18 protein-coding genes are annotated in these 17,874 nt (G+C 74.1%); 3 read left to right on the forward strand and 15 right to left on the reverse strand.

What is annotated here, in order from left to right; all coding sequences use genetic code 11:
• Positions 1 to 87: 87 nt before the first annotated feature.
• The gene (locus ACSU53_RS12050) at positions 88 to 642 is read left to right on the forward strand and encodes a hypothetical protein (RefSeq protein ID WP_437027192.1); all 555 of its coding nucleotides are present in this window, start codon (positions 88 to 90) and stop codon (positions 640 to 642) included.
• 98 nt (positions 643 to 740) lie between these two features.
• On the opposite strand, the gene ACSU53_RS12055 is transcribed toward ACSU53_RS12050, so the two are convergent.
• From ACSU53_RS12055 to ACSU53_RS12090, 8 genes are all read right to left on the reverse strand, one after another.
• On the reverse strand, positions 741 to 923 hold the full coding sequence (locus tag ACSU53_RS12055; RefSeq protein ID WP_437027194.1) for a hypothetical protein: 183 nt from the start codon (positions 921 to 923) through the stop codon (positions 741 to 743).
• Between the two features lie 603 nt (positions 924 to 1,526).
• Positions 1,527 to 2,057 carry a tRNA (adenosine(37)-N6)-threonylcarbamoyltransferase complex ATPase subunit type 1 TsaE gene (gene tsaE / locus ACSU53_RS12060; RefSeq protein WP_437027196.1) on the reverse strand — a complete coding sequence of 177 codons (531 nt, stop codon included), beginning with the start codon at positions 2,055 to 2,057 and terminating at the stop codon, positions 1,527 to 1,529.
• Complete coding sequence (locus ACSU53_RS12065; RefSeq protein ID WP_437027198.1) at positions 2,023 to 3,270, reverse strand: alpha/beta fold hydrolase; 1,248 nt, start codon at positions 3,268 to 3,270, stop codon at positions 2,023 to 2,025. The genes tsaE and ACSU53_RS12065 overlap by 35 nt, the downstream gene beginning before the upstream one ends.
• A 254-nt stretch (positions 3,271 to 3,524) precedes the next feature.
• Positions 3,525 to 4,808 carry an alanine racemase gene (alr, locus tag ACSU53_RS12070; RefSeq protein WP_437027200.1) on the reverse strand — a complete coding sequence of 428 codons (1,284 nt, stop codon included), beginning with the start codon at positions 4,806 to 4,808 and terminating at the stop codon, positions 3,525 to 3,527.
• A 273-nt stretch (positions 4,809 to 5,081) separates the two neighbouring features.
• Complete coding sequence (locus tag ACSU53_RS12075) at positions 5,082 to 6,515, reverse strand: NAD(P)H-hydrate dehydratase (protein ID WP_437027202.1); 1,434 nt, start codon at positions 6,513 to 6,515, stop codon at positions 5,082 to 5,084.
• Between the two features lie 141 nt (positions 6,516 to 6,656).
• The gene (locus tag ACSU53_RS12080) at positions 6,657 to 6,797 is read right to left on the reverse strand and encodes a hypothetical protein (RefSeq protein ID WP_437027204.1); all 141 of its coding nucleotides are present in this window, start codon (positions 6,795 to 6,797) and stop codon (positions 6,657 to 6,659) included.
• Positions 6,798 to 6,803: 6 nt separating this feature from the next.
• Positions 6,804 to 7,175, reverse strand: coding sequence for a holo-ACP synthase (locus ACSU53_RS12085; RefSeq protein ID WP_437027206.1), 372 nt, complete (start codon positions 7,173 to 7,175; stop codon positions 6,804 to 6,806).
• Positions 7,176 to 7,820: 645 nt separating this feature from the next.
• Positions 7,821 to 8,612, reverse strand: coding sequence for a hypothetical protein (locus ACSU53_RS12090; RefSeq protein ID WP_437027208.1), 792 nt, complete (start codon positions 8,610 to 8,612; stop codon positions 7,821 to 7,823).
• 329 nt (positions 8,613 to 8,941) lie between these two features.
• On the opposite strand from ACSU53_RS12090, the gene coaA reads away from it, so the two are divergent.
• Positions 8,942 to 9,910 carry a type I pantothenate kinase gene (coaA, locus tag ACSU53_RS12095; protein ID WP_437027210.1) on the forward strand — a complete coding sequence of 323 codons (969 nt, stop codon included), beginning with the start codon at positions 8,942 to 8,944 and terminating at the stop codon, positions 9,908 to 9,910.
• Positions 9,911 to 10,115: 205 nt separating this feature from the next.
• Here coaA and glmM read toward each other — a convergent pair whose 3' ends face one another.
• From glmM to ACSU53_RS12115, 4 genes are all read right to left on the reverse strand, one after another.
• Positions 10,116 to 11,474, reverse strand: coding sequence for a phosphoglucosamine mutase (glmM, locus tag ACSU53_RS12100; RefSeq protein ID WP_437027212.1), 1,359 nt, complete (start codon positions 11,472 to 11,474; stop codon positions 10,116 to 10,118).
• 304 nt (positions 11,475 to 11,778) lie between these two features.
• Positions 11,779 to 12,291 carry a 30S ribosomal protein S9 gene (gene rpsI, locus ACSU53_RS12105; protein ID WP_129799256.1) on the reverse strand — a complete coding sequence of 171 codons (513 nt, stop codon included), beginning with the start codon at positions 12,289 to 12,291 and terminating at the stop codon, positions 11,779 to 11,781.
• Positions 12,292 to 12,332: 41 nt separating this feature from the next.
• A complete protein-coding gene (gene rplM, locus ACSU53_RS12110) occupies positions 12,333 to 12,776 on the reverse strand; it encodes a 50S ribosomal protein L13 (RefSeq protein ID WP_437027215.1) in 444 nt (147 codons plus the stop codon).
• A 184-nt stretch (positions 12,777 to 12,960) separates the two neighbouring features.
• Complete coding sequence (locus ACSU53_RS12115; protein ID WP_437027217.1) at positions 12,961 to 13,926, reverse strand: hypothetical protein; 966 nt, start codon at positions 13,924 to 13,926, stop codon at positions 12,961 to 12,963.
• Positions 13,927 to 14,293: 367 nt separating this feature from the next.
• Between ACSU53_RS12115 and ACSU53_RS12120 the strand changes: the two genes are divergently transcribed.
• A complete protein-coding gene (locus tag ACSU53_RS12120) occupies positions 14,294 to 15,175 on the forward strand; it encodes a hypothetical protein (protein ID WP_437027219.1) in 882 nt (293 codons plus the stop codon).
• Between the two features lie 40 nt (positions 15,176 to 15,215).
• Here ACSU53_RS12120 and truA read toward each other — a convergent pair whose 3' ends face one another.
• From truA to ACSU53_RS12135, 3 genes are all read right to left on the reverse strand, one after another.
• Complete coding sequence (gene truA / locus ACSU53_RS12125) at positions 15,216 to 16,073, reverse strand: tRNA pseudouridine(38-40) synthase TruA (protein WP_437027220.1); 858 nt, start codon at positions 16,071 to 16,073, stop codon at positions 15,216 to 15,218.
• An 82-nt stretch (positions 16,074 to 16,155) separates the two neighbouring features.
• The gene (gene rplQ / locus ACSU53_RS12130) at positions 16,156 to 16,683 is read right to left on the reverse strand and encodes a 50S ribosomal protein L17 (RefSeq protein WP_437027222.1); all 528 of its coding nucleotides are present in this window, start codon (positions 16,681 to 16,683) and stop codon (positions 16,156 to 16,158) included.
• A 151-nt stretch (positions 16,684 to 16,834) separates the two neighbouring features.
• Entirely contained in the window at positions 16,835 to 17,857 is a 1,023-nt protein-coding gene (locus ACSU53_RS12135) for a DNA-directed RNA polymerase subunit alpha (protein WP_362090629.1), read from the reverse strand.
• Between the last annotated feature and the right edge of the window lie 17 nt (positions 17,858 to 17,874).

Consider the following 17,874-nt stretch of genomic DNA (forward strand, 5'->3'; position numbering starts at 1 on the left):
ACGGCCGCACGGGGCGAACGGTCACGGACTGCTACCGTCGGTGCGGCGCACGCACACAAGGGGCAGATCGGGACAGAGGTGACAACGGTGGCAGGCAGCAGTTCGGCGATCGTCGCGGGACTCACCGCGGCTGCCCTCGCGGCGGTCGGCTACCTCGGCTACCAGGCGTCGGCGAACGTCCCCGCCGACCTGCGCCGGGCGGCCTCCTCCGGTGCGGCCCCGGCCGCGGCCTCCGAGGCACCCGGGGCCAAGCGGGGTCCGGAGGCCCTGCCCGCTCGCTCCGGTCAAGGTGTCCGGGTGGTCTACTCGCTCGGTGCCGACCGGGTGTGGCTCGTCGGCGACGGCGGCCGGGTCAAGCGCACGTTCACGGTCAGCCCCAGCACGGTGGACCCGGCGCCCGGCACCTATCAGGTCACCTCGCGCTCCAAGCGGATCACCGGTTCGGACGGTATTCCGGTCGAGCACGTCGTCCGGTTCACGAGCGTCGAGGGCACGGTGATCGGGTTCAGCGCGGCGGTGGACGGGTCGACGCCCGCGCTCGATCCCGGCGTGCGGACCGGCGGCATCCGCGAGAAACGCGCGGACGGCGCGGCGATGTGGACGTTCGCGACGATCGGGCGCACGGTCGTCGTCGTCCGCTGACACCGCCGACGGCCGCCGACCTCCCTTCGCCGGCACCGCCGCCCTTCACCGGCGGCGACGTCCCCCGTTCCCGGCGGTGCGGTCGTTCCGGGCCGCGGTCACGCGGCCTCGCGATGCTGCTCCTCGGGCCCGTACGGGCGCGGTGCCGGAGCCGGGGGCGGAGTCGAGACCGCGGTGGCGGCGTCGCAGGACGCCAGCAGCTCACGCATGGACAGCACGGACGACGACTGCGGGGACATCGGCCGCGCCGGGGCCGGGCGGGCGCTCTCGTTGGCTGCCACGGACGCCTCCTGTGAAGTCGGGGGCGGGCGTGGTTAGGTAGACCTAACCACGATCTGGATACCATGTGACCACGCCGGAGAGGCGGAACGCAACATTTTCCCGACGCGATGTCGGAAAGCCCGGCGCGACCCCTCGGGTCCGCACCGACGCGGCGTTTCCGGCCCCGGCGCCGCGCGTTCACGGCGGCCCGCAGCACCCGTCACGCCGGGACCCGCGCAGGACGCGCGCAGGACCTGCGCACGAACGGAAGAAGCCGGGCGCGCGGGATTCGGGCGCCGTGCCGCGGGCGGGCGGGGATGCGGGCGCCATGACCCCGGCGCGCGGGAAGCCGGGCTCCGGAAGCTGGGCGCTCACCCCGGGCGCACCCGGGCGCCAGCGTCTTCACGGCGCCCCGCGTGCCGCGCCCGGGCCGATCCGACCGGGCCCGGACCGCCCTGCGCCCCCACGGCCCTCTCGCCCCGGCCCGGCGACCCCAACCGGCCTCGCCGGCCTCGCCGACCCCGTGTGCGGAGGAGCGGCCGGCCGGGCGAGGCCCGCGTCCGCGTTTCAGGGTTTCAGGGTTTCAGGGTGCGCAGGTTCCACGGTTTCAGGGTGCGCAGGATTCAGGCCGACAGCACGCTCGGGTCGGTGTGCGCCCAGCGGTCACCCACGCCCGTGAGCGTCACGTGCCGGACCTCGTCGGTGGTGTCCCCGACGGCCCGGTGGATGACCACCTGGAGGCGGTCGTCGGTCAGCTCCTCGACCTTGCCCTCGCCCCACTCGACCACGACCACCGATTCGGGCAGCGAGACGTCGAGATCGAGGTCCTCCATCTCGTCCAGCCCGCCGGACAGCCGGTAGGCGTCCACGTGGACCAGTGGCGGCCCGTCGCCGAGGGACGGGTGCACGCGCGCGATCACGAACGTCGGGGAGGTGACGGCGCCGCGCACCCCGAGCCCCTCCCCGAGCCCGCGGGTCAGCGTGGTCTTCCCGGCACCGAGCTCGCCGCTCAGCATCACGAGGTCACCGGCGCGCAGCAGCTTCGCGAGCCTGCGGCCGAGGTCCCGCATCTGCTCGGGTGAGGTGACGGTCAGCTCTACGGGAGGCGCGGACGGCGGCTCAGCCGGGCCGTGCGGTGCTGCTGGTGCTTCCATAGCCCTTCACGGTAGCCGCTGCCGGCACCGCTCCCGCACGGGTGAGGAGGTCGGCGAGGCGGTCGGTGACGACCTCCGGGTGCTCCAGGATGACCAGGTGCCCGGCGTCCGGCACCAGGACCAGCTCCGCGTCCGGGAGCAGGCCCGCGATCTCCTCGCTGTGTTCGCTGGGCGTGACCAGGTCCTGCACCCCGGCCAGCACCAGGACCGGCAGGTCCGCGAAGTGGGCGAGGGCCTCGGTCTTGTCGTGGTCGTTGAACGCCGGGTAGTACTCGGCGACGACGTCGATGGGCGTGCCCTCGATCATCCGCTCGGCGAACCGGGCGACGGCCGGATCGACGTCCCGGGACGCGAACGAGTAGCGCTTGATGATCCCCGCGAACAGGTCGGCGGTGGCCCGGCGGCCCTTCTCCACGAGTTCGGCGCGCTGCCCCAGCGCCTTCAGCACGCCCGGGAGCACCCGCCGCACCGCGTTGACCCCGGCCACGGGCAGCCCGAAGTTGACCTCGCCGAGCCGTCCCGAGGACGTGCCGACCAGGGCCACGCCGACGACCCGTTCGCGGACCAGCTCGGGGTAGAGGTCGGCGAAGGCCATCACCGTCATGCCGCCCATGGAGTGCCCGACCAGCACGATCGGTCCCTCCGGCGCCGCCGCGTCGACGACCGCCTTCAGGTCCCGGCCGAGCTGTTCGATGGTGACGGGCTCGCCCCGCTCCGTCTGGGCCACCCCACGGCCGCTGCGGCCGTGGCTGCGCTGGTCCCAGTGGACGGTGCGCACGACGCCCCGCAGGGCGGCCCGCTGGAAGTGCCAGGAGTCCTGGTTGAGGCAGTAGCCGTGGCAGAAGACCACGGTGACCGGGGCCGGGGACCTGCGGCCGAACAACCGCCGCCGTCGGGCCGGAGCGGGCTCCGGATCGAGGTCGTCGACCTCGTAGTACAGCTCGGTGCCGTCGTCGGCGTACGCCTTGCCGGGGGTGCCGCGCAGCGCCCCGTAGGGGCCGGCGGAGTCCAGGACCAGCCGCGCCTTGCGCCGCATGCCCCGGCCGACCGTCATCCGCTCCAGGGCGACCCCGGCCGCGGCGCCGGTGGCGAGCACGCCTATCGCGACGCCGGCCACACCGGTCGCCCGGCGCCAGCCGGCGGACGCCCCGGCGGCGGAGGCGGCGGCCGCCGTGGCGGCCGTCGCCACGGCCTGGGCACTCGTCTCGCTCACGTACCGCTCCTCTTCACCGGGTTCCCCGGGTTCTCCGGGTTCTCCGGGTTCTCCGGGCTCACCGGACGCTCCGGGCGCACCCGGCCGGCCGGGGTCCCCGGGCCGCTGGTCGCAGGGGCTGTGGGTCTCACGGGCGGGCTCCCGGGGCCGGTCCGGCGGGAACGGTCCCGCCGGACGCCGTCTCACGTCGTGTGACGCCCCCGCGCCGGGCGTGGTTCACCCGGCCGCCGGGGCCTCGTTCCTCGGATGCCCGCTCAGGGGGTGCCGGATGCGCCGGCGCCCTCCCGCCGGGCGTCCGCGCCGCTCCCGTCCCGCGGGCCGCCGTGCTCCCGGCCGCCCTCCGGGGACGGGGCCCCGGCGCCTTCCGGGACCTCGTTCAGGTGGACGCGCGGGACCCGGGCGCCGATCCGGGTGACGATGTCGTACGCGATCGTACCGGCGGCCTGGGCCCAGTCCTGGGCGGTGGGCTCACCCCGGTCGCCGGGGCCGAAGAGCACCACCTCGGCGCCGGCCGGGGGCTCGTCCCCGCCCAGGTCGACCACGAACTGGTCCATCGCGATCCCGCCGGCCACCGTGCGCAGCTTGCCGTCGACGAGCACCGGGCCCGCGCCGGAAGCCTGCCGCGGCACCCCGTCCGCGTAGCCGACCGGGACCAGGCCGAGGGTGGTCGGGCCCGGGGTGACGTACCGGTGGCCGTAGCCGACGCCGTGGCCGCCGGGGGTGCGCTTCACCAGGGCCAGGGACGCCGACAGGGTCATCGCGGGGCGCAGTCCGAAGTCGGCCGGGGTGCCGAGGGCGGGGCTCGGCGCGATGCCGTACACCGAGACGCCGGACCGTACGAGGTCGAAGTGGCTGTCGGGGCGGGTGAGGACGGCCGGCGAGTTGGCGATGTGCCGGACCTCGGGCCGGACGCCCCGTGCCTCGGCGGCCGCGGTCATCTCCCGGAACCGGGTGAGCTGGTCCGTGGTGGCCGGGTGGCCGGGCTCGTCGGCGCACGCCAGGTGGGACCAGATGCCGACGAGCCGCACCAGCCCGTCGGCCTCGGCGCGCAGCGCGGCGGCGACCAGGTCCGCCCAGTCGGCGGGCTGGCAGCCACCGCGGCCGAGGCCGGTGTCGGCCTTGAGGTGCACCCTGGCCGGGCGCCCGGCCAGACGCGCGGCGGCCGTGACCTCCTCCAGGGCCCACGGGCCGCTGACGGAGACGTCGATGTCGGCCTCGACGGCCTCCCGCCAGGGACCGCCCGGCGTCCACAGCCAGCACATCACCCGCACGTCGGCCGGCACGCCGGACCCGGGGGCGCGCAGCGCGAGCGCCTCGTGCGGAGTGGCCGCGCCCAGCCAGGTCGCCCCGGCCTCGACGGCCGCCCGCGCGCAGGGGAGCGCGCCGTGCCCGTACCCGTCGGCCTTGACCACGGCCATGAAGGCGGCGCCCGGCGCATGGGACCGCAGGCTGCGCACGTTGGCGCGCACCGCGGCGAGGTCGATCTCTGCACGGGCCCGCAGCTGCGCGGCCCCCGGTGAGGCAGGTGTCTCGTTCATCGCGCTCAGTCTCTCAGAGGGGGTGGACGGCCCCGGGACACCGGCGTCCGCCCCTTCGGACACCACCCCGGTCCCGGAGTTCGTCGACGACGTCTGCACCCAAGCATCCCCCCGGTCCGGGCCCGGCACCGGGGTCCGGTGCGGCGGCCAGGCCGTGAGTCCGGCCGCCCCCGACTGGGGGGCGGGGCGGGACGGGAGCGGGCCCGGCCGCCCTCCCCCCCCCGCCTCGCGCCGCCCGGCGCGCGCACCCCGCGCACGGCACGGCCGCACGGATCAGCCGCGCACCACGTCCCGCCAGGCCTCGGGAAGGTGTCCCGCCACGTCCTGCGCCGCCGTCGGCGCCCCGTCCGCGGCGAAGCGGCCCGCCAGGCCGTGCAGGTAGGCCGCGACGCTGCCCGCGTCCAGGGGCGGCAGCCCCGCCGCCAGCAGGGAACCGGCGAGGCCCGACAGCACGTCCCCGCTGCCCGCCGTCGCCAGCCAGGGGGTGCCGGTCGGGTTCACCCGTACGGCACCCCCGCCCGGGTCGGCGACCAGCGTCGTGGAGCCCTTGAGGAGGACGGTGGCCCGGTACCGTCCGGCCAGTTCACGGGCCGCCCGCAGCCGCGCCCCCTCGACCTGCCGCCGGTCGGCGCCGAGCAGGGCGGCGGCCTCGCCGGCGTGCGGGGTCATCAGGGTCGGGGCCCGCCGGGCCCGTACGGCGTCCGGGTCGGCCAGCCGCAGCCCGTCGGCGTCGATCAGCACCGGTACGTCGGCGGCCAGCACCTCCGCCACGGTCGCCGCGTCGTCGCCGGCCCCCGGACCGGTCACCCACGCCTGCACCCGGCCCGCGTGCGCGGGACCCCGGTCCGACACGAGCGTCTCCGGGAAGCGTGCGATCACCGCGTCGGCGGCTGGACCGACGTACCGCACGGCGCCCGCGCCGCCCCGCAGTGCCCCGGCGACGGCGAGCACGGCGGCCCCGGGGTAGCGGGCGGAGCCGGCGGCGACGCCGACGACGCCCCGCCGGTACTTGTCGCTCTCCGCCGCGGGCTCGGGCAGCAGCCGGGCCACGTCGGCGTGCTGCAGGGCCCGCAGTTCCGGCTCGGCCGGCAGGGTCAGCCCGATGTCGACCAGCCGCACCGACCCGGCGTACTCCCGCGCGGGGTCGATCAGCAGGCCGGGCTTGTGCGCTCCGAACGTCACCGTCAGGTCGGCGCGGACCGCCTCGCCGGGCACCTCCCCGGTGTCGGCGTCGACCCCGCTCGGCAGGTCCACGGCGACCACCGCGCCGCGCGACCGTCCGGCCGCCTCGGCGAGCGGCACCGCCTCCGGCCGCAGCCCGCCCTTCCCGCCGATCCCGACGATGCCGTCCACGACGAGGTCCGCCCGCTCGATCAGCTGCTCGGCCCCGTCCGTTCCCACGGCCCGGCCGCCCGCCCCGCGCAGCGCCGTCAGCCCACCGGCGTGCGCGCGGTCCGGGGCGAGCAGCACCGCCGTGACGCCCGCGCCGCGCCGGGCGAGCCGGGCACCGGCGTACAGGGCGTCGCCGCCGTTGTCGCCGCTGCCGACCAGCAGCACCACCCGGCTGCCGTAGACCCGCCCGAGCAACCCCGCGCAGGCGGCGGCGAGTCCGGCGGCGGCGCGCTGCATCAGCGCCCCCTCCGGCAGCCGTGCCATCAGGTCCCGTTCCGCCGCTCTGACCGTCTCCACGCCGTACGCAGTCCGCATGCGTCCGAGTGTCCCGCAGACGGAACACCGCCGCGCACCGGTCGCCGCGGTCGAGGACGCCGGTCGGCGCCGTCTGTCGGCGCCGACTGTCGGCGATGCCGGTCACCGCTGCCCGTCGCCGACGCCCGTCACCGACGCCGGTCACCGACGCCGGTGACGCACCAGCCGTACGAGCGCGAAGACGACGGTGAGAACGGCGGCGATGCCGAGGAACGCCTGCCCCCAGGGCGGCAGATCGACCGCGACCCCCGGAAAGGCCGTCGTCCCATCACCCGCGCGCACGGTTCGTCATCCCTCCGCGATCACGACCGCCGAGGCCACCCCGGCGTCATGGCTGAGCGACACGTGCCAGGAACGCACGCCCAGTTGGGCGGCCCGTGCCGCCACGGTCCCCCTGACCCGCAGCCGGGGCTGTCCGCTGTCCTCCACGTACACCTCGGCGTCGGTCCAGTACATCCCGCCGGGTGCCCCCAGCGCCTTGGCCAACGCCTCCTTGGCGGCGAACCGCGCGGCCAGCGAGGCCGCCCCGCGCCGCTCCCCGCCCGGCAGCAGCAACTCGCTCTCGAGAAACAGCCGCTGAGTCAGCCCGGGCGTCCGCTCCAGCGACGCGGCGAACCTGTCGATCTCGGCCACGTCGATCCCGACTCCGATGATGCTCATGCCGGGCACCCTACGGGGCGAGCGGTGCCGCCCTGGGATTCCACGTGCCGGGCCCGTCGTGGGCGAACGGTCCGGCCGCGGTCGGGGCCGCTACCATGCCGACCACGCCGAGCACGTGAGCCGGTGGACGACGGCCCGCGGACCCGGGGGCGCGCACGGGTGGGCCGGGGCCGCGGCCGGGCGAGCAGCGCGGGCCCGGCACCGTGGGCGGCGGTCGACACCTCACAGGAGCGCACACCACATGACCCTCGCAGCAGCACGGCCCCTGCTGGTGCGGGCCGCGGGTGAGCCGTCTGTGCTGTACGAGCCGCGGGAGACCGGCGCCCACGAGGACCCGGACGCGTTCACGTACACCGTCGGACTCGACGACCGTCCGGCTGTCCTTGCCGCACGAGCCGGCGGACACGCTGCTGTCCTGCTCACTGGCCCGGCCGCCCGGAACGCCCGATGCGCGTCCGGACCCGCGCGACCATGCCGAACAGGGCCTGGCGGCCGCCCGGCGGCTGGCCCGCCACCTCGGTCACCTGGCTGGGAGACCGGCAGCTCCGGCACGGTGCGCCCCCGGGAAGCGTCTGACGGCGGCGGCGCGCCGCGGCGGGGCGGGAGGTCCCGCCGCGGCGGGCGCGCCGCGCCGGTGCCTCCGGGTCAGTCCAGCTTGGCCAGCTGGGCGTCCGCGACCTCGGCCGGGAAGTCGAAGTCCTCGCCCTTGGCGAGCGCCGCGAAGTCGACGGCGGTGAAGGAGACGACCGTGGAACCCTTGCGGGCGACGACCACCTTCATGGGGGCCGAGAGGCCCTCCTCCAGCTCCATGTCGATCGTGACGGAACGGCCCTCGTCGGCACCCTCGGGCCGGTCGGCCGCGGTGACCTTGAGCGCCTTGGTCTTCTCGCCGACCGCGGTGTACGAGTAGCCACCGGCGCACTTCCCGGTGGCCGCGTCGACGTCCTTCATGACCTGCTCGGCGGCGCCGTCCTCGTAGGAGGCGAGGGTGACGATCACCTTGCCGCCGCCGAGGCCGGCGAGCAGCGCCTCCTCGGGGTCGGCGTCGGCGGCGGGCTTCTCGGCCTCGCCCGTCCACGACCGCTTCACCGTCGCGGCCGGCGAACCGACCGGCACACCGGCCTGGAGGAGGGCGAGGGGCTGGCACGCCTTGTCCCCGGTGGTGACCTGGTCGGCGGTGGCGTCGTCCGACGCCGGCAGCTTCGTGACCACCTTGCCGTCCTTGACGTCGGCCTGGACCAGCGCCACCTTCTCCAGTTCGGCGGCGGTCAGCGCCTTGCCCGAGGACGCGGGCGCGGACGAGGCGGGAGCGGACGCGTCCTTCTTCTTGTCGTCGGCGGCCTTGTCGTCACCGGAGCCGCCGCAGGCGGTGACGAGCAGGGCGAGGGCGGCGGCGGAGGCGGCGAGCGCGGTACGGCGGACGGCGGTGGACTTCACGGTGGTCTCTCTTCAGGAAAGTGCGGACAATTCCGCACACGTGTTCGCACTTTATGCACGGGGACTCCACAGATGATCAAGCGTTGAATCATCCGGTACATGACCGTGACACCGACGTGATCTTGACGGCGAGACCCCCTCCGGCCTGGGCCGTTCGGCTTCTCTCCGGGCCTCTCCGGGCCTCTCCGGGCCTCTCCGGGCCTTCTCCGCACCTCCCCCGGCCCTCTCGCCCCCTCCCCCACCGCGCGAGGGCCGACGCGTGACGCACCCCACCCGCCGCCCCGTTCGTCCTCCGTTAACAATGGACTGTGATCTCACCGGTCTCCTCGATGTCTCGCAACGCCCACCGGCAGCGGCCGGAGGCGTCCCCGTACGTGGACCTCACCCGTGCGGAGTGGAGCGCCCTGCGCGAGAAGACGCCGCTGCCGCTGACCGCCGAGGAGGTGGAGCGGCTCCGCGGGCTCGGTGACGTCATCGACCTCGACGAGGTGCGGGACATCTACCTCCCGCTGTCCCGGCTGCTCAATCTGTACGTGGGTGCCACGGACGGACTGCGGGGCGCGCTGAACACCTTCCTCGGCGAGCAGGGCTCGCAGGCCGGTACGCCCTTCGTCATAGGGGTCGCCGGATCGGTGGCCGTGGGCAAGTCCACCGTCGCCCGGCTGCTGCGGGCGCTGCTGTCGCGCTGGCCCGAGCACCCCCGCGTCGAACTGGTGACGACCGACGGGTTCCTGCTGCCCACCAAGGAGCTCCAGGCCCGCGGGCTGATGTCCCGCAAGGGTTTCCCCGAGTCCTACGACCGGCGGGCGCTCACCCGGTTCGTCGCCGACATCAAGGCCGGCAAGGACGAGGTGACGGCGCCGGTCTACTCCCACCTGATCTACGACATCGTTCCCGGCGAGGTGCTCACGGTGCGCCGCCCGGACATCCTGATCGTCGAGGGGCTCAACGTCCTGCAGCCGGCGCTGCCCGGCAAGGACGGGCGGACCCGGGTCGGGCTCGCCGACTACTTCGACTTCAGCGTGTACGTGGACGCCCGGACCGAGGACATCGAACGCTGGTACCTCAACCGCTTCAAGCGGCTGCGCGAGACCGCCTTCCAGGACCCGTCGTCGTACTTCCGCCGCTACACGCAGGTCGCGGAGGAGGAGGCGCTGGACTACGCCCGCACCATGTGGCGCACCATCAACCGGCCCAACCTGGTGGAGAACATCGCCCCCACCCGCGGCCGGGCCACCCTCATCGTGCGCAAGGGCCCGGACCACAAGGTGCAGCGCCTGCGCCTGCGCAAACTCTGACGGCGGCCCGGCGGACTCGCGCGGGGGTGACACCGGACCGGAGGCCCCGGACGGGCCGCCGCCCGGCGGACGCGCGCCCGGCAGCGGCCCGCGCGGCGGCGGTACGGGACGCCCGGCCCGCGAAGCGGCGGGTACGCGACAGGACGGCCGACCGCGCCCCGCACGGGCCGGACTCGGGCCGGGCCCCGGCGCGCTGCCACCCCGGTCAGCCCAGGGCCGACTTCACCACGTCCGCGAGGCGGCCGGCCACGGAACGGGCCTGGTCGATGTCGGCGGCCTCCACCATCACGCGGACCAGCGGTTCCGTGCCGGAGGGGCGCAGCAGGACGCGGCCGGTCTCGCCCAGCTCCCGCTCGGCGTCGGTCACGGCGGCCGTGAGCTCCGCCGAGGTCTTCACCCGGGACTTGTCCACGTCCGGCACGTTGATGAGCACCTGCGGCAGCCGCTCCATGACCGACGCCAGCTCCCGCAGCGGGCGCCCGGTCTCGGCGACCCGGGCCGCCAGCATCAGGCCGGTGAGCGTGCCGTCGCCGGTGGTGGCGTGGTCGAGGATGATCACGTGCCCGGACTGCTCGCCGCCGAGGGCGTAGCCCTTGCGCTTCATCTCCTCCAGCACGTACCGGTCGCCGACGGCGGTCTGCACGAGGCGGATCCCCTCGCGCTCCATGGCCAGTTTGAAGCCGAGGTTGGACATCACGGTCGCGACGACGGTGTCGGAGCGCAGCGCGGACCGCTCCCGCATCGCCAGGGCGAGCACGGCGAGGATCTGGTCGCCGTCGACCTCCTCGCCGGTGTGGTCCACGGCCAGGCAGCGGTCGGCGTCGCCGTCGTGGGCGATGCCGAAGTCGGCGCCGTGCTCGACGACGGCGGCCTGCAGCCGGTCGAGGTGGGTGGAGCCGCAGCCGTCGTTGATGTTGAGCCCGTCGGGCTCCGCACCGATGGTGACGACGTCGGCCCCGGCCCGCGCGAACGCCTCCGGCGAGACCCGGGCGGCGGCGCCGTGCGCCTCGTCGAGGACGATCCGCAAGCCGTCCAACCGGTTCGGCAGGACGCCGACGAGGTGGGAGACGTAGGTGTCGAGTCCCTCCGCGTAGTCCCGCACCCGGCCCACGCCGGCACCGGTCGGGCGGTCCCAGGGGGCGCCGGTGCAGTGCTCGTCGTACACGGCCTCGATGCGGTCCTCCAGCTCGTCGGCCAGCTTGTGGCCGCCGCGCGCGAAGAACTTGATGCCGTTGTCGGGCATGGCGTTGTGGCTGGCGGACAGCATCACCCCCAGGTCCGCGCCGAGCGCACCGGTGAGGTGGGCGACGGCGGGCGTCGGCAGCACACCGACCCGCAGCACGTCCACGCCCGCGCTGGCCAGACCCGCCACCACGGCGGCCTCCAGGAACTCCCCGGAGGCACGCGGGTCACGTCCCACCACGGCGGTCGGGCGGTGCCCCGCGAAGGTGCCCGCCTCGGCCAGTACGTGCGCGGCGGCCACGGAGAGGCCCATCGCCATCTCCGCCGTCAGGCCCGCGTTGGCGACGCCACGCACGCCGTCCGTGCCGAAGAGTCGTCCCACTTGTCCTCCTGAGGAAGCGTCAGTGTCGAATGACCGTGCCGTGGTGACGTCCCCGGCCGTGCCGGGGCGTTGGACCTGCCCGCGCGTTCGACGGTTGTGCCGCTGACGAAAGATGTGATGTGTTCGGCGGTCGTGATGCGTGTGCGGCTCGCGCATCCGGGCCCCGCCGGACCCGACCATCCGATCACATTAGCGTTTGAGCGCCTTGTGTCGTTATACGCCCAAGGTAGTGAAGAAACGAACGCCCCGGCGGCACGAGGCGTGCCGCCGGGGCGTTCGGATGACCTGCTTCGGCCAGCTGCGACTAGCGCTTGCTGTACTGCGGGGCCTTGCGGGCCTTCTTCAGACCGGCCTTCTTCCGCTCGACCGCGCGGTCGTCGCGGCGCAGGAAGCCGGCCTTCTTGAGCGGGCCGCGGTTGTTGTCGACGTCGGCCTCGTTCAGCGCACGGGCGACACCGAGACGGAGCGCACCGGCCTGACCGGAGACGCCGCCGCCCGCGATGCGGGCGATCACGTCGTAGCGGCCCTCGAGCTCGAGCACCTTGAAGGGCTCGTTGACTTCCTGCTGGTGCACCTTGTTCGGGAAGTAGTCCTCGAGGGTGCGACCGTTGATCTTCCACTTGCCGGAGCCCGGAACGATCCGGACGCGGGCGATGGCGTTCTTGCGACGGCCCAGGCCGGCGGCCGGCTGGGGCTCGCCGAAGCGGGAGGCCATGGACTCCGAGGTGTACTCGCCCTCGACGGGGACCTCGGACTCGGTGGTGTAGCTGTCGATGTCAAGCTCTTCGAGCGGCTGCTCGGCAGTGGTCTCGGCCACGATTCTCCTCAGATTCTGTTCAGTCTTAGGGGTGGCCGGACTTACTGCGCGACCTGGGTGATCTCGAACGGCACCGGCTGCTGGGCAGCGTGCGGGTGCTGGTCGCCCGAGTAGACCTTCAGCTTCGAGAGCATCTGACGGCCCAGGGTGTTCTTGGGGAGCATGCCCTTGACGGCCTTCTCGATGGCCTTCTCGGGGTTCTTCGCCAGCAGCTCGTCGTAGCGGACGGAGCGCAGACCGCCCGGGTAGCCCGAGTGGCGGTACGCCATCTTCTGGGTCCGCTTGTTGCCGGAGAGGTGCACCTTGTCGGCGTTGATGATGACGACGAAGTCACCGGTGTCGACGTGAGGGGCGTAGATCGGCTTGTGCTTGCCGCGCAGGATGGAGGCCGCAGTGGAGGCCAGACGACCCAGGACGACGTCCTGAGCATCGATGACGTGCCACTGGCGCGTCACATCGCCGGGCTTGGGGCTGTACGTACGCACGGTTCGTAGCCTTCGCTTCTTCAGTGAATGGTCCTGACAAGGTCACCGAAGACGATCACGACAGCCCTGACCGCACAGCGGTGACGCAAACCGCGTGCTGGTCGCTGGTCATCGGCCCGGTGGACCGGTGTAAGGGCCCCTCACGTGAGAATGAGCAAGCCAATACACATAACGAACCTGCAGACTACCCGCCCGCGGCCGGACGGGTCAAAACGGGGCCCGTGCCGTCGGCTGACCGGCCCCGGCACCGGCGCCCCGCACCGATACGGCCACGGTACGCCGCCCCCACGGGGGTCGCAGCCCCCGCCGCCCGGCCCCGTGCCCCGCGGCGCCCCGCCCTCGCCGCACACCACACGGCGGCCCGCCCGGACGCCCGGCGCCGCCCGGACCCGGGGCCGGGCGGCGCCACCCCCGGCAGCTGCGGCACCAGGGCCAGCCAGAACCACGGCCGCAGGGCCGCCGAGCGGGCGGACGGCAGACCCGTGAGCAGCAGCGGCACCACGACGAGCAGGTGGTCGGTCCAGGAGGGGCGCAGGACCAGGAAGGCCGAGAGCACCAGCCCCGTGGCCGTCTCCGCCAGCCGCGGCAGCGCGGGCCCCGGCCCGCGCCATCGCCGGTGGGCGCGCACTACGCCCGCCGCCGCCACGAGCAGCGCGAGGGCCCGGACGGCCGACCCGTCGCGCCATGGCGGGCCGCCCGCGGCCCGGACCGCCTCTCCCGGCCCGGTGGCCGGCGCGCGCAACGGCCCGGAGGAAACAGCGGCATGGGAGGGAGGGAAGGGACCGGGGGGACCGGAGGGATCCGGCGGACCGGAGGGGGCAAGGGGGTCCGGGAACCACCAGGCCCCACCGGAGAGCCACGACGGGACACCCGGGAGCCCCACCGCCAGGTCCGGCGGGAACGAGTACGCCGGGTCCGGCGGGAACGGGTCCGGCAGGAACGGGTACGCCGGGTGCGGCAGGACCAGGACCGTGTGCACCAGCAGCAGCACGCCCAGCGCCCGCCACCGGCCCGCGAACAGGAAGAGCAGCGCCACCGGCGCGAGCAGCGGCCGGTGCGCCGCGGCCGCACCGAGCACCGCGCCCGCCGCCACCCAGCGGCCCCGGCTCGCGAGCAGCAGGCACAGGGGCAGCGCCGCCACGGCGGCCACGGCGCACACCCCGTTCACGCGGGACGCCCCGCCGTCGGCACCCGAAGGCCCCGCCGGCCCGACCGGCGCGCACGATTCCGCCCGGGACGGACGTGCGCCTCGTCATACGACGCCCCCGACCCCCGCCGCACCCCGGCCGGGCACCCGGCCCAGGGCCCCCGTCCGCCTCCGTGCGAGGTCACGCCCACCGCGCACCCCTCCGGTGCCGTCACCGCAGGGGTGCGCCCCCCGCCCGAGAGCCCGCGGACGGGTCGCACCAACCACCCGCAGTTGTCGCTTTTGCCCCTCGTCATGCGGGCAACGCTAAGGGCTGCGCGGCCCGTTGAGGCGGACCAGCACACCCCGCGCCCCGTCTAAGATGCGCCCCATGAGTTATGGGCAGGGGGGACCTCAGCAGCAGTGGGATCCCTGGAAACCGCAGTCTCAGCAGCCCTGGAACAGCGGCGGCTCCAGCCAGTCGCCCGACTGGGCCGCGCTCGCCGACGCCTCCGAGGCCCGTCACAAGCGGCGCCGTCTGTTCTTCATCGGCGGCGGCGCGCTCGCCACCGTCGCGATAGGCACGGCCGTTGCGGTGGCCGTCGTCTCCGCGGGCGGTGACAACCGGACCGCCGGCGGCCCGTCGTCCCAGCTGCCCGGGGCCACCACGATCCCGAGCGCCGAGGCCACCGTGCCGTCGTTCGCCCCGACGAGCGCCCCGCCGCCGCTCGACCCGGCGGACTTCATCGCCAGCGCGAAGAAGGACCGGGCGCCCCTGGCCCCCGACGTCCTCTTCCCCGGCACCCAGCTCACCATGGGCGAGACGGTCTACAAGAAGGGCCCGACGGCCGACACCCGCAACTGCGGGTCCGCAGCCAAGGCCACCCTCCCCAAGGTGCTGGCGGACAACGACTGCACCCGTCTGATGCGCGTGACCTACACCAAGGACGGTGTCGCGGTCACCGTCGGCGTCGCCGTCTTCGACACCGAGGCACGGGCGGCCGAGGCGAAGAAGCAGGCCGACAAGCGAAGCATCGTCAAGTCCCTCGCCGGCGGCGGCGTCAAGGAGTTCTGCGACGGAGCGGTCTGCCGCTCCACGACCAACTCGGTCGGCCGCTACGCCTACTTCACGCTGGCCGGCTTCACCGACGGCAAGGACGTGACGGAGAAGGACACCGCGGTGTTCGCCGCGGGCGACGACCTCGCGGAGTTCACATTCCGTCAGATCCGCCGCCGGGGCGAGGCGCAGGCGTCGGCAGCGGCCAACGAGTGACCCCGGGGGCCGGCCCGGCGTGCGGTTCCGGCCCCGTGGCTCAGCAGCAGCCGGCCGGAGGCAGCGAACGCCGGTTGCGGGCCTCCTTGTTGCGGGCGGCCAGCAGTTCGTCCGCCGGGTAGCCGACCTCCTCCAGGGTCAGCCCGTGCGGCCGCACCACGTGCACGGCCGAGTCCCGTACGCCCGCCGCCAGCACCTTGCCGGGCCAGTCCGGCGGGCGGTGGCCGTCGCCCACGAACAGCAGCGCGCCGATGAGCGAGCGCACCATGTTGTGGCAGAAGGCGTCGGCCCGCACCGTCGCCGTGATCACCCCGTCCGCGCCCCGCTGAAGGCTCAGCTCCTGGAGCGTGCGGATGGTCGTCGCGCCCTCGCGCCGCTTGCAGTAGGCGGCGAAGTCGTGCTCCCCCAGCAGCCCCCGCGCCGCCTCGTTCATGGCGTCGACGTCCAGCGGCCAGTCGTGCCACAGCACGTGGCCGCGCAGCAGCGGGTCGACCCCGCCCGGGTGGTCGGTGACCCGGTAGGCGTAGCGCCGCCAGATCGCGGAGAACCGCGCGTCGAAACCCGCCGGGGCCTCGGTGAGGGACCAGATCCGCACATCGCGCGGCAGCCGTCCCGCGAGCCGCTTCAGCAGCTTCTCCCGGTGCGCCTCCCACAGCTGGGCGGGCAGGTCCACGTGGGCCACCTGGCCGCGCGCGTGCACCCCGGCGTCGGTGCGCCCGGCCACGGTCAGCTCGTACGTCCGCTCCCCCGACCGCGTCACGGTCCGCAGCGCGTCCTCGATCTCCCCCTGCACCGTCCGCCGGCCCCCGGCCTGCTTGGCCCAGCCGTGGAAGGCGGCGCCGTCGTAGGAGAGGTCGAGGCGGATGCGGACGTGTCCGGGCTGTACTTCGTCACTCACCTCGGCATCCTCTCAGAACACGGGAACGGGCCCGCTCCCCGGAGGGAACGGGCCCGTCGTGACCCTGGGGCCGCGGAACGCCTTACGCGTCCTTCGACTCCTCGGCCGGGGCCTCGGCGGCCTCGTCCTTGGACAGGTCGGCCTTGGCGTCCTCGGCCGGGGCCTCGGCGGCCTCGTCCTTCTTGAGGGCGTCTTCCTTGACCGCGCGCTTGGTGGCGGCCTCGGCCTCGCCGACCGCCTTCTGCTGCACGGTCAGCGCCTCGACCAGCTCGATGACGGCCATGGGCGCGTTGTCGCCACGGCGGTTACCGATCTTGGTGATGCGGGTGTAGCCACCGGGACGGTTCTCGTACCGCGGGCCGATCTCGGTGAAGAGCGTGTGGACGATGCCCTTGTCCGTGATGACCTGGAGCACCTGACGGCGGTTGTGAAGGTCGCCCTTCTTCGCCTTGGTGATCAGACGCTCGGCGTACGGACGCAGCTTGCGCGCCTTCGCCTCGGTGGTGGTGATGCGGCCGTGCTCGAAGAGCGACTTCGCGAGGTTCGCGAGCATCAGCTTCTCGTGCGCGGCGCTGCCGCCCATACGGGCACCCTTGGTGGGCTTCGGCATGGTTCTTCTCCTGTGTGTCTGCCCCGGCCGTATCAGGTACCGGGGTCAGTATCCGAGCAGGCGGCCGCCTGTCGGAGATCCGGACAGGGCCCGGGGGGACCTGTCCGGAGGGTGCGGCGGGCCGCCGTGCGGCGGCCCCTCCGCGGAGCAGTCAGTACTGCTCGGTCTCTACGAACCCGGCATCCGCGTCGTCGTCCGCGCCGAAGGCGTCCGCGGCGGCAGTGGGGTCGAATCCAGGCGGGCTGTCTTTCAACGCGAGCCCCATGCCCGCCAGCTTCGCCTTGACCTCGTCGATCGACTTCGCACCGAAGTTGCGGATGTCGAGGAGGTCCGCCTCGGAGCGGGCGACGAGCTCACCCACGGAGTGGATGCCCTCACGCTTGAGGCAGTTGTAGGACCGGACGGTGAGCTCGAGCTCCTCGATCGGCAGCGCCAGGTCGGCGGCGAGGGCGGCGTCCGTGGGGGACGGGCCCATGTCGATGCCCTCGGCGTCGATGTTGAGCTCGCGCGCCAGACCGAACAGCTCGACCAGGGTCTTTCCGGCCGACGCCATGGCGTCACGCGGACGCATGGCCTGCTTGGTCTCGACGTCGACGATCAGCTTGTCGAAGTCGGTGCGCTGCTCGACACGGGTCGCCTCGACCTTGTAGGTGACCTTGAGGACCGGCGAGTAGATCGAGTCGACCGGGATCCGGCCGATCTCCTGGCCGACCTGCTTGTTCTGCACGGCGGAGACGTAGCCGCGACCGCGCTCGACAGTCAGCTCCATCTCCAGCTTGCCCTTGCCGTTGAGCGAGGCGAGGACGAGGTCGGGGTTGTGCACCTCGACACCGGCCGGCGGCGCGATGTCGGCGGCGGTGACCAGACCCGGGCCCTGCTTGCGCAGGTACATCACGACCGGCTCGTCGTGCTCCGAGGAGACGACCAGCTGCTTGATGTTGAGGATCAGGTCGGTGACGTCCTCCTTGACGCCCGGCACGGTGGTGAACTCGTGCAGGACGCCGTCGATGCGGATGCTGGTGACAGCGGCTCCGGGGATCGACGACAGGAGGGTGCGGCGGAGGGAGTTGCCGAGGGTGTAGCCGAAGCCCGGCTCCAGCGGCTCGATCACGAACCGGGAGCGGAATTCGTCGACGACCTCTTCGGTCAACGAGGGACGCTGAGCGATCAGCATGTGTGGATCAGATCCTT

The organism is Streptomyces sp. enrichment culture (assembly GCF_964273255.1).
In the GTDB taxonomy this organism is placed as follows: Bacteria; Actinomycetota; Actinomycetes; order Streptomycetales; family Streptomycetaceae; genus Streptomyces.

Excerpts from the sequence above, each read along its gene's own strand:
- tsaE (WP_437027196.1), bottom strand. The coding sequence starts at position 2,057 with ATGGAAGCACCAGCAGCACCGCACGGCCCGGCTGAGCCGCCGTCCGCG.
- alr (WP_437027200.1), bottom strand. The coding sequence starts at position 4,808 with ATGAACGAGACACCTGCCTCACCGGGGGCCGCGCAGCTGCGGGCCCGT.
- ACSU53_RS12075 (WP_437027202.1), bottom strand. The coding sequence starts at position 6,515 with ATGCGGACTGCGTACGGCGTGGAGACGGTCAGAGCGGCGGAACGGGAC.
- ACSU53_RS12085 (WP_437027206.1), bottom strand. The coding sequence starts at position 7,175 with ATGAGCATCATCGGAGTCGGGATCGACGTGGCCGAGATCGACAGGTTC.
- coaA (WP_437027210.1), top strand. The coding sequence starts at position 8,942 with ATGTCTCGCAACGCCCACCGGCAGCGGCCGGAGGCGTCCCCGTACGTG.
- ACSU53_RS12120 (WP_437027219.1), top strand. The coding sequence starts at position 14,294 with ATGAGTTATGGGCAGGGGGGACCTCAGCAGCAGTGGGATCCCTGGAAA.
- rplQ (WP_437027222.1), bottom strand. The coding sequence starts at position 16,683 with ATGCCGAAGCCCACCAAGGGTGCCCGTATGGGCGGCAGCGCCGCGCAC.
- ACSU53_RS12135 (WP_362090629.1), bottom strand. The coding sequence starts at position 17,857 with ATGCTGATCGCTCAGCGTCCCTCGTTGACCGAAGAGGTCGTCGACGAA.